The sequence below is a fragment of the Parolsenella sp. genome (genome assembly GCF_982402205.1).
Genome location: NZ_CEVYAT010000052.1, coordinates 1 through 9,522, shown reverse-complemented (window position 1 = coordinate 9,522; position 9,522 = coordinate 1). Strand labels below are relative to the sequence as shown.

Sequence of the window (9,522 nt, the reverse complement as noted above, 5' to 3'; positions counted from 1 at the left end):
GCGGGCGCCGCGGCCGGCACCCTCGAGCGCCGCCGCCGTATCGCCGAGCTCGAGGGCCAGCTACCCGAGCTCGAGGCAAGCCTCGCCGAGCATGACCAGGCCGTCTCAGACGCATCGGCTGCGGTCGACGCCGCCGCGAGCGCCCTCGCGGACGCCCGCGCCGCCGCGAGCGAGGCCAAGGGCGAGGTGAGCCGCCTCGAGAGCGAGCACGGCTCCGTCACGTCCGAGGTCGGTCGCCTCGAGGGCCAGGTCGCGAGCGCCGCCGACGAGCGCGCACAGGTCACCGCCAAGCGCGAGGCCGCCACCGAGCGCGTCGCAAAGGCCCGCCCGCGCCTGGACGAGCTCGCCTCCAAGATCGAGGAGGGGCGCGCCCGCCTCGCGCAGATCGCCGAAGATCTCGCGAAGGCCCAGGACCGCCGCCGCGAGGCGTCGCGTGCCGAGGACAGCGCCACCAAGAAGGCGGCCGACGCCCGCCTCGAGCTCGCCACCTCGCGCGAGCGCCTGACCCACCTCGAGGGACGCGAGTCCCAGCTCAAGACCCGCATCGACGAGCTCACCGAGCGCGATCGCGCCGCCCGCGAGGGCACGCGCTCGCTCGAGGTTCTGCGCCTGCGCATCGACCCGCTCCACGAGCGCTACGAGGCAATCCATGCTGCCTGCCTCGAGTGGGCCGAGCGCCTGAGGGACCGCGCGAGCCTTGCCGAGGCAGACTCCGACTCCCTCAAGAAGACGATCGGCGACGCCAAGAAGCAGGTGGCCGACGTCACCACCGAGCTCGAGGCCGCCCGCGCCTCCCAGAACTCCCTCAAGGTCGACTCGGGCAAGCTCGAGGTACGCGTCGAGCAGGCCATCGCGCAGATCACGGCAGACGGCCGCCACGTGCTCGAGGAGGCCCTCCAGATGCCCGAGCCCGACGACCGCGAGGCCACCGAGCGCGAGGTCGACGCCCTGCGCCGCCAGATCGACGGGCTGGGCCCCGTGAACCAGGTGGCGATGGACGAGTACACCAAGCTCAAGGAGCGCGCGGACTACATCGCAGCTCAGCTCGCGGACCTCGAGAGCGCCCGCGGCGCCCTCACCAAGATCACCGCGGCCATCGACCGCAAGATGCGCCGCCAGTTCCTCTCGACGTTCGAGGCCGTGAACGCTAACTTCGTCGAGATATTCGGCCTGCTCTTCCCTGGTGGCAAGGCACACCTCGAGATGACCGACCCCGACCACCCGGCCGAGACGGGCATCGAGGTCGTGGCCCAGCCCCGCGGCAAGCGCATCGCAAAGATGACGCTCATGAGTGGCGGTGAGAAGTCGCTTACGGCCCTCGCGCTGCTCTTCGCCGTCTACCGCACCCGCACGGTGCCGTTCTACGTCTTCGACGAGGTTGAGGCCGCTCTCGACGACTCCAACCTCGACAAGCTGCTCGACGCCATCGAGCAGCTCAAGGCCACCACGCAGCTCATCGTCATCTCTCACCAGAGGCGCACGATGGAGCAGGCTGACGTCCTCTATGGCGTCTCCATGCAGGCTGACGGCGTGAGCCATGTTGTATCCCAGCGGCTTGACCGCGCGACAGGAAAGGTGGTCGATGCCTGATGGGGCTTGCTGACCGCTTGAAGAAGGGCCTCGAGAAGTCTCGCGAGGCGCTCAACCAGATCTTCTACATGGGCGGCGAGGTCGACGAGCAGTTCTGGGAGGACCTCGAGGACACCCTCGTCATGGGCGACATGGGCCCCGAGGTCGCCATGGAGGTCGTCGACGACCTGCGCGAGCTGGCCGCCAAGAAGGCCCTCCACACGGCCGACCAGATGCGTGAGGCCCTGGCCAAGCGCCTGGCCGAGACGTTCCCGGTCGCCAAGACCGACCCGTTCGACGACACGCCGAGCTGCGTGCTGTTCGTGGGCATCAACGGCGCGGGCAAGACCACCACGGTGGGCAAGCTCGCCGGTGCCGCCAAGGAGCGCGGCGAGCGCGTCCTCATCGGCGGTGCCGACACCTTCCGCGCCGCGGCGATCGAGCAGCTCAAGGTCTGGGGCGAGCGCAGTGGCGTCGAGGTCGTCACGCGCGAGCGCGGCGCCGACCCCGCGAGCGTCTGCTACGACGTCATCGAGAGCGCCGAGGAGCAGGCTTCTGACCTCGTGCTCATTGACACGGCGGGCCGCCTGCATACGAGCCCCGAGCTCATGCGCGAGCTCGCGAAGGTCGTCTCGGTCACGCGCAAGCGCGCGAGCATGCCCGTGACGGTCGTGCTCGTCGTCGACGCCACGACCGGCCAGAACGGCCTCAACCAGGCGCGCGAATTCAACGACGCTCTCGACCTCGACGGCCTCATCGTGACCAAGCTTGACGGCACCTCCAAGGGCGGCATCGCCGTCAAGATTGCCCACGACCTCGACCTGCCCATCTGGCGTATCGGCGTGGGCGAGCAGATGGAGGATCTCCAGCGCTTCGACGCCCTGGCCTTCTGCCGCGCCCTGGTGGGCGAGAGCCTCTAGGTTGCTTCCTCGCGTGCCCGTGGGGCCACATGACCCCGTGGGCACGCCCTCTACCAGCTACGTATTCGCACTTCCAGCAAGGAGACCTGCATGTTCGACTCGCTTTCCGACCGCCTCACAGACACCTTTGACAAGCTGCGCGGCAAGGGCAAGCTCACCGAGGACGACATCAACGTCGCGATGCGCGAGATTCGCATGGCGCTTCTCGAGGCCGACGTCAACTTCCGCGTGGTCAAGGACTTCGTGGCCCGCTGCAAGGAGCGCTGCCTCACGGCCGACATCCTGAGCTCGCTCACGCCCGCCCCGAACGTCGTCAAGGTCGTACTCGAGGAGCTCACGGAGCTGCTCGGCTCGGGCGAGAGTAAGCTCACGCTCATGCAGAACCGCACGCCCAACGTCATCATGCTCGTGGGCCTGCAAGGCTCGGGCAAGACCACCGCGGCCGCCAAGCTCGCCTACATGCTCAAGAAGCAGGGCCACTCGCCCGAGCTCGCCGCCTGCGACACCCACCGTCCCGCGGCGGCAGACCAGCTCGAGACCCTCGGCGGCGAGATCGGCGTGCCGGTCTACCGAGGTGATGGCAAGGACGCCGTGGCGATCGCCTCCGAGGCCGTGCGCGACGCCGTCGACCACCTGCGTGACATCGTGATCGTCGACACCGCGGGCCGCCTGCAGATCGACGAGCTCATGATGCAGGAGGCCGTCGACATCAAGCGCGCCGTGAAGCCCGACCAGGTGCTCATGGTCGTCGACGCCATGACCGGCCAGGACATCGTGAACGTCGTGACCGAGTTCGCGAACCGCACGGACTTCGACGGCGTCATCATGTCCAAGCTCGACGGCGACGCCCGTGGCGGCGGCGCTCTGTCGGTGCGTGCCGTCACCGGCAAGCCCATCAAGTTCGTCTCGATGGGCGAGAAGCCCGACTCCCTCGAGGTGTTTCACCCCGACCGCATGGCCAAGCGCATCCTGGGCATGGGCGACGTCGTGGGCATCATCGAGACCGCCCAGGCCAATGCCGACGCCGCGGCCGCCGAGGACGCCGAGCGTATGCTGCGCGAGGGCTTCACGATGGACGACATGCTTAACCAGATGAAGCAGATTCGCAAGATGGGCGGCGTCGGCAAGATCTTGGGCATGCTGCCCGGCGGCGACAAGGCGTTGCGCCAGATGGGTGGCGACAACACCGAGGAGCAGATGCGCGCCATCGAGTCCATCATCTACTCGATGACCAAGGAGGAGCGTGCTCGTCCCAAGACCATCAACGGCATGCGCCGCGCCCGCATCGCCAAGGGCTCGGGCCACTCCGTCCAGGAGGTCAACCAGCTCATGAAGCAGTGGGGCGAGATGAACAAGATGATGGGCAAGGTGCGCGGCATGATGGGAGCGGGCGGCAACCGCAAGCAGCAGAAGCGCCAGCTCCAGCAGATGATGAAGAACATGGGCATGGGCGGCGGTATGCCTGGCGGCAAGATGAAGTTCTAGGCCGTCTAGCTGCAGTTTATTGGTAAAGGGGAGGGGCTCGTCGCGTACGTGCGACGAGCCCCTCCCTAATTTGTCTAATCTGGGTGCGCCCCGGCTAGGCCTTGGCTTCGGCAAGCCTCGCGAGCTCGCGCAGGGTGTGAGCCACGGGCAGGCCCACGACGTTGAAGTAGTCGCCGCGAATCTCGCGCACGAGAGCACGGCCCAGGCCCTGGATGCCATAGGCGCCCGCCTTGTCGAGCGGCTCGCCGGTGGCCACGTAGGCGGCGATCTCCTCTTCGGAAAGGTCATAGAACTCGACCTCGGTCACCTCCGAGAAGGAAACCTTCTGGTTAGGGTTGCCCTTGCGGATGAGGCAGACGCCGGTGTAGACCTCGTGCGTGAGCCCCGAGAGCTCGGCAAGCATGGCGCGAGCCTCGGCCTCGCCAGCGGGCTTGCCCAGCTCCTTGTCGTGGATGGCAACCGTCGTGTCGGCGGCGAGGATGATGTCGCCCTCCCGTGCATCTGCCAGGGCACTGGTGGCCTTGAGCTGGGCGAGACGCGTCACGAGCGCACGGGCGCCCTCGTCGGGCAGCGGCGTCTCGTCGACGTCCTGAGGCAGCACTGCGGGCTCGATGCCCATCTCGCGTACGAGCTCGACGCGCCTGGGCGAGCCGCTGGCAAGAATGAGGCGCCCCGGAAGTTTGAGGTCAAAGAGGCCCATGCGCTACTCACGCCCCGCAACGAGCATGCCGGTGGCAACGTCCTTCGCGGCCTTCTCGCCCATGAGTTGCTCGAGCAGGGCCAGGCCAAACGCCACGGCAAACCCGGGACCCGAGGCCGTCACGAGGTTGCCGTCGACGTAGACGCCGAGCTCGGTGGGCCTCACGCCCGCGGGGAAGGCGCCCTCGCAACCGGGGTAGCAGGTGGCGGTGCGGCCCACGAGCAGGCCAAGCTCGGCTAGGATCGAGGGGGCTGCGCAGATGGCGCCCACCTTTCGCGTGGCCATGAAGTCGCGCACGAGCTCGCAGACGCGCTCGCTGGCGCGCAGGTTCTTGGTGCCGGGCATGCCGCCGGGCAAAACGATGAGGTCGCAGGCCGAGAAGTCGTAGGCGTCAATCGTGGCGTCGCAGTCGATGCCAATGTTGTGCGAGCACGTCACGTGCGGCGTGTCGTTGATGGTCACGAGTGAGATGTCGACGCCTGCGCGGCGCAGCACGTCCGCAGGGGCCAGGGCCTCGATCGTCTCAAAGCCGTCGGCAAGAAGAATGGCAACCCTAGGCATGGAAAAGCTCCCTTCGCGTGGATGGTCGCATCCATGGTATCGCGAAGGGAGCCTCGTGTCGTAGCGGGAGTTTGTTGCCTTGCGCCTGGGCCTTGGGCACCGCCTGCGGCGCGCGGCCGTGCCCTAGCGGCGGACGAGCTTAGTGACCGTCTCGACATGGAAGGTCTGGGGGAAGAGGTCCACGGGCGTCACCGAGGCGATCTCGTAGGTGCCCAACTCGCGGAAGCGCGCGAGGTCGCGGGCAAGCGTCGCCGGGTCGCAGCTCACGTAGGCGATGGCACGGGCGGGCTGTTCGGAGAGCTGGCGCACGACGTTCTCGGCAAGGCCCGCGCGCGGCGGGTCGACCACGATGATGTCGGCCTCGTCGTCGGGGAACTCGCGGTCCGCGTCGCCGCCCACGGCATCAACGTTGTCGAGGCGCGCGTCCTCGAGGTTGCGGCGCAGGTCGCGCACGGCCGGGCCGTAGGACTCCACGGCGTCGACGAAGCTCGTGTAGCGCGCGAGCGGCAGCGTGAAGGTGCCGGCGCCCGAGTAGAGGTCCATCGCGATGTCGTTCTCCTGCGGGTCGAGCGCGTCGAGCACGAGGTCGACGAGGCGCTCGGCGCCCGGGGTGTTCACCTGGAAGAAGCTCGGGGCCGAGAGGCGCATGACGTTACCGGCGATGCGCTCGGTCCAGCTGCCGGCGCCGTCGAGTCGCTCGACGCCCGCGACTTTGCGCGCCTTCGCGGGGCCCTTGGTCATGACGCGCACGAGTGAGGTGGCGCCCACGTTCTCGAGCACGCGGCGCGCCTGGGCGCGCGGGAAAGCTCCCGTGGGCGTCCAGATGGCGATCTCGAGGTCGCGCGTACGGCTCGAGCGGCGGATGCCCACGCGCTCGATGTCGAGCTCATGGGAACTCGCGAGGTAGGACAGGGCGCCCGAGACGTTTTTCACGAGCTTGGACTCGCGGCCCTTCGCCGGGATGTCGAGCAGCGGGAAGTCCTCGACCTTGATGACCGTGGAACCGTCCGTGCCGTACATGCCCAGCGTGGCGTGGCGCCCGTCTCGCACAAAGGCGAGCTCGGCCTTGTTGCGGTAGCGCCAGCCGTCGCTTGGGGCCTCGCAGGGGGCCACGAGCTCCTCCGCGTCGGCGAGATGCCCCACGCGCAGCAGGCTGTCGACGACGTTGGTGCGCTTGGCCTCGAGCTGCGCGGCGCGCGCAAGGTGCGCCCAGGGGGCGCAGCCCAGCACGTCGGCGAGCATCCATTCGCAGGCCACGCGGTTGGGGGAGGGCTCGAGGACCTTGACCGTTCGGGCCTTGGAGAAGGACTTGCCGTCGCTCACGAGCTCGGCCTCGACGACGTCTCCGGCCACCGCCCCGCTCACGAAGACGGTCTTGCCCTCGGGGGTGTGGGCGATGGCGTCGGGGCCGTAGGTCATGCGTTCGATGGCGAGTTTCATGCGCGTGTCCTGCTTTCTGGCCCCGCGGGCATGGGGTTGGCCCGCGGGGCGTCTGGGTATCTTTCAACCCTTAGATGCTAGCGCTGTTCGTCCTTTCCGAACAGCGTCTTGAAGCCAAGACCAAAGATCGCGAGGGCGCGCACGAGGCGGCCTGGGGCGCGCTTGGCAAGCGTTCCGGGCGCGGCGGGCTGCTCACTGGGCGCGTCTGCGTCGGCGACCTTCGATTGGGCGGGCTGCTCATCCTCGATGACGTGGGCCTCGACGTGAGCCGCCGGCTCGGGCTCGTCCTCGATGGCTGGCTGCGCCATGGGTGCGACCGCGGGCCCATGCTTGGCTGCGGCTGCCTGGTCGACCTGCTCGACCTGCTCGACCTGCTTAGCCTTGGCGGCGGCCGTCATGGGCGCGGCCGCCTCGGCCGCCTCGGTGGCGGCGACCGTCTCGTCCACCGCGGCTATCGTCGTGGTTGGCATGGGCTCGGGCGCGAGCGGGGCCACCGCCTGCGGCTCGAGCTCGTGGGCGCGGGCGTAGGCGCGCGCCATGAGCTGCTCCTGGCAGTTGATGGCCGGCTCGCCCTCCCTGCGCTTGATGGGGGCCCAGGTGCCCTTGCTCGTGAGGCGGCGTGCCTTCACGTTGTCGGAGAGCTGCAGGGCCATGTAGTCGCAGACGATGCGGCGGCACGTGGGGTCGAGCACCGGGTAGGCGATCTCGACGCGGCGCTCGGTGTTTCTCGTCATCATGTCGGCGCTGCTGAGGTAGATCGTGTCGGCGTCAACGCCAAACGAGTAGATGCGCGCGTGCTCGAGTAGCCGTCCCACGATCTGGCGGATCTCGATGCCCGTCGTGCGTCCCTTGACGCCCGGCAGCATGCAGCAGATGCCGCGGATGATCATGACCACCTCGACGCCCGCCTGGCTCGCGTCGGCGAGGCGGTCGATGACGTCACGGTCGGTGAGCGAGTTCATCTTGAGGAAGACGCGTGCGGGCTCGCCGGCGCGGGCACGGGCGATTTCGCGGTCGATGCCGCCCATCACGAGGGGCTTCAGGCTCAGGGGGGCCACGCCCAGGAAGCGGTAGGTGCCGCGCAGGTTACCCAGCGACAGATTGCGGAAGAAGGCGTTGCCGTCCTCGGCGATGCCGGGGTGCGCCGTGATGAGCATGAAGTCGCTGTACAGGCGGGCCGTCTTCTCGTTGAAGTTGCCCGTGCCCAGGCAGGTGACGCGCGACAGGCCGCGGTTGTCGTGGTAGGTGATCTGGCAGATCTTCGAATGGCACTTGAAGCCCTCGGAGCCGTAGATGACCGTGCAACCGGCCTCCTCGAGGCGCTCGGCCCACTCGATGTTGTTCTGCTCGTCAAAACGGGCGCGTAGCTCCATGAGCACCGTGACATCCTTACCGTTCTCGACGGCCGCCACGAGGCTCTCGCACAGGCGCGAGTGGCGCGCCACGCGGTAGAGCGTGATCTTGATCGAGATGCAGGCGTCGTCGTTGGCGGCCTCGTGGATCAGGCGCAGCAGCGGCCCCATGCTCTCGTAGGGGTAGGTGAGCAGCACGTCGTGGTCCTCGATCTGGTCGCGCATCGGGCGGCTGGCGTCGACCATGGGCGAGGGCTGCGGCTCGAACGGGGTGAAGGTGAGGACCGCCTTGCGGGTTGCGGGCAGGCGGTTCTCGAGCGCGTAGACGTAGGAGAGGTCGGCCGGGGTCGAGAGGCGAAAGACGCGGCGCTTCTCGAGCCCCAGCTCCTTGCGCACGAGCGTCACGAGGCTCTCGTCGAGCGCGCCCGTGAGCTCGAGGCGCACGGGCTGCAGGCGGCTGCGGCGCTTGAGCACCTTCTTCATGTGCTGGCGGTAGTCCTCCTCCTCCTCGACGCCCTCGCCGTCGGGGTCGATGTCGGCGTTGCGCGTCACGCGTAACACGGCCGAGCTCGTGGGCACGTAGGATCCAAAGCAGCGCGAGAGCATCGAGCTCACAACGTCCTCGACAAGTGTGTAGCGCACGCGGCCCTCGCCGCTCGGCAGCCACACGATGCGCGCCGCGGTGGGCGGCACCTCGACGATTCCCAGCATGTCGTGCTCGTCGACGCCGTCGAGCGAGCACGCCACGTACATGACGTCATTTCTCAGGTTGGGGAAGGGGTGGCGCGGGTCGATGATGATGGGCGAGAGAATCGGGGCGAGCGAGGCCTCGAAGCGCCTCGAGACGGCCACGAGGTCCGCGTCGGTGTACTGGGCGGGGCTCACGCGCTCCACGCCCTCGAGGGCAAGGCGCGCCTCGAGGTCGGTGAGGCAGCTCTCGCGGCGCTCGTACATGCCGGGGAGCAGCCCGAAGACGCTCTCGAGCTGCTCGGCGGGCGTCTCGTCGCTCTTGTTGTCGGCGGGCTGGTGCTTGAGCTCGGCGAGGTCGGACAGGCCGCCGATGCGGATCATGAACCACTCGTCCATGTTGCTCTGGAAGATGGCGCAGAACTTGATGCGCTCGAACAGCGGCACCGTCTCGTCGAAGGCCTCGTCGAGCACGCGGTCGTCAAAGCGCAGCGAGCTGACCTCGCGGTTCTGCGTGTAGGAGAAGTCGCGCTTGGAGCCGCGCTTGGGCTTCCTCTCGTTGGCGGGGCTGGGCGTTTCGTCCGCGAGCTCCGCAGCGCGGCGTCCCAGCTCGTCGAGCTTTGCCTCGCGCTTCTTGTCCTTCTTCTTGCCCATAGAAAACGCCCCTCACGACGTGGCTTCCCTTGAGGTTCTAGTATCTCGCAGAGATGGCGTTCGTGTGGGGCGAAGAGCGTTACGTTTTGGTAAGGGCGCCGCTGAGGGCGCGGCCGGCCGTCGCGTGGCTTTTCGGGGCTGACCTTCTTGGCGC

At 68.2% G+C, this 9,522-nt stretch carries 7 protein-coding genes; 3 read left to right on the top strand and 4 right to left on the bottom strand.

Features of this window, described 5'->3' with window-relative positions:
* The 3 genes from AC1VTH_RS04260 to ffh form a co-directional block, all read left to right on the top strand.
* Window positions 1–1,590 (top strand): AAA family ATPase (locus AC1VTH_RS04260; RefSeq protein ID WP_481334877.1); only part of this gene is annotated, 1,590 nt, incomplete at its 5' end.
* On the top strand, window positions 1,590–2,489 hold the full coding sequence (ftsY, locus tag AC1VTH_RS04255) for a signal recognition particle-docking protein FtsY (protein ID WP_481334876.1): 900 nt from the start codon (window positions 1,590–1,592) through the stop codon (window positions 2,487–2,489). The genes AC1VTH_RS04260 and ftsY, both read left to right, overlap by 1 nt.
* A gap of 90 nt (window positions 2,490–2,579) precedes the next feature.
* The gene (gene ffh, locus AC1VTH_RS04250) at window positions 2,580–3,974 is read left to right on the top strand and encodes a signal recognition particle protein (protein ID WP_481334875.1); all 1,395 of its coding nucleotides are present in this window, start codon (window positions 2,580–2,582) and stop codon (window positions 3,972–3,974) included.
* A 94-nt stretch (window positions 3,975–4,068) separates the two neighbouring features.
* Here the strand turns inward: ffh and AC1VTH_RS04245 are convergent, their stop codons facing one another.
* From AC1VTH_RS04245 to ppk1, 4 genes are all read right to left on the bottom strand, one after another.
* A complete protein-coding gene (locus tag AC1VTH_RS04245) occupies window positions 4,069–4,674 on the bottom strand; it encodes a Maf family protein (RefSeq protein WP_301830479.1) in 606 nt (201 codons plus the stop codon).
* A 3-nt stretch (window positions 4,675–4,677) separates the two neighbouring features.
* Entirely contained in the window at window positions 4,678–5,235 is a 558-nt protein-coding gene (locus AC1VTH_RS04240; RefSeq protein WP_481334874.1) for a DJ-1 family glyoxalase III, read from the bottom strand.
* 123 nt (window positions 5,236–5,358) lie between these two features.
* The gene (gene rlmD, locus AC1VTH_RS04235) at window positions 5,359–6,675 is read right to left on the bottom strand and encodes a 23S rRNA (uracil(1939)-C(5))-methyltransferase RlmD (RefSeq protein ID WP_481334873.1); all 1,317 of its coding nucleotides are present in this window, start codon (window positions 6,673–6,675) and stop codon (window positions 5,359–5,361) included.
* Between the two features lie 77 nt (window positions 6,676–6,752).
* Window positions 6,753–9,368, bottom strand: coding sequence for a polyphosphate kinase 1 (gene ppk1 / locus AC1VTH_RS04230; RefSeq protein WP_481334872.1), 2,616 nt, complete (start codon window positions 9,366–9,368; stop codon window positions 6,753–6,755).
* Between the last annotated feature and the right edge of the window lie 154 nt (window positions 9,369–9,522).

What these genes read in the sequence shown, in the direction of transcription:
- rlmD (WP_481334873.1), bottom strand. Translation starts at nt 6,675, where the DNA reads ATGAAACTCGCCATCGAACGCATGACCTACGGCCCCGACGCCATCGCC.
- AC1VTH_RS04240 (WP_481334874.1), bottom strand. Translation starts at nt 5,235, where the DNA reads ATGCCTAGGGTTGCCATTCTTCTTGCCGACGGCTTTGAGACGATCGAG.
- ftsY (WP_481334876.1), top strand. Translation starts at nt 1,590, where the DNA reads ATGGGGCTTGCTGACCGCTTGAAGAAGGGCCTCGAGAAGTCTCGCGAG.
- ffh (WP_481334875.1), top strand. Translation starts at nt 2,580, where the DNA reads ATGTTCGACTCGCTTTCCGACCGCCTCACAGACACCTTTGACAAGCTG.
- AC1VTH_RS04245 (WP_301830479.1), bottom strand. Translation starts at nt 4,674, where the DNA reads ATGGGCCTCTTTGACCTCAAACTTCCGGGGCGCCTCATTCTTGCCAGC.
- ppk1 (WP_481334872.1), bottom strand. Translation starts at nt 9,368, where the DNA reads ATGGGCAAGAAGAAGGACAAGAAGCGCGAGGCAAAGCTCGACGAGCTG.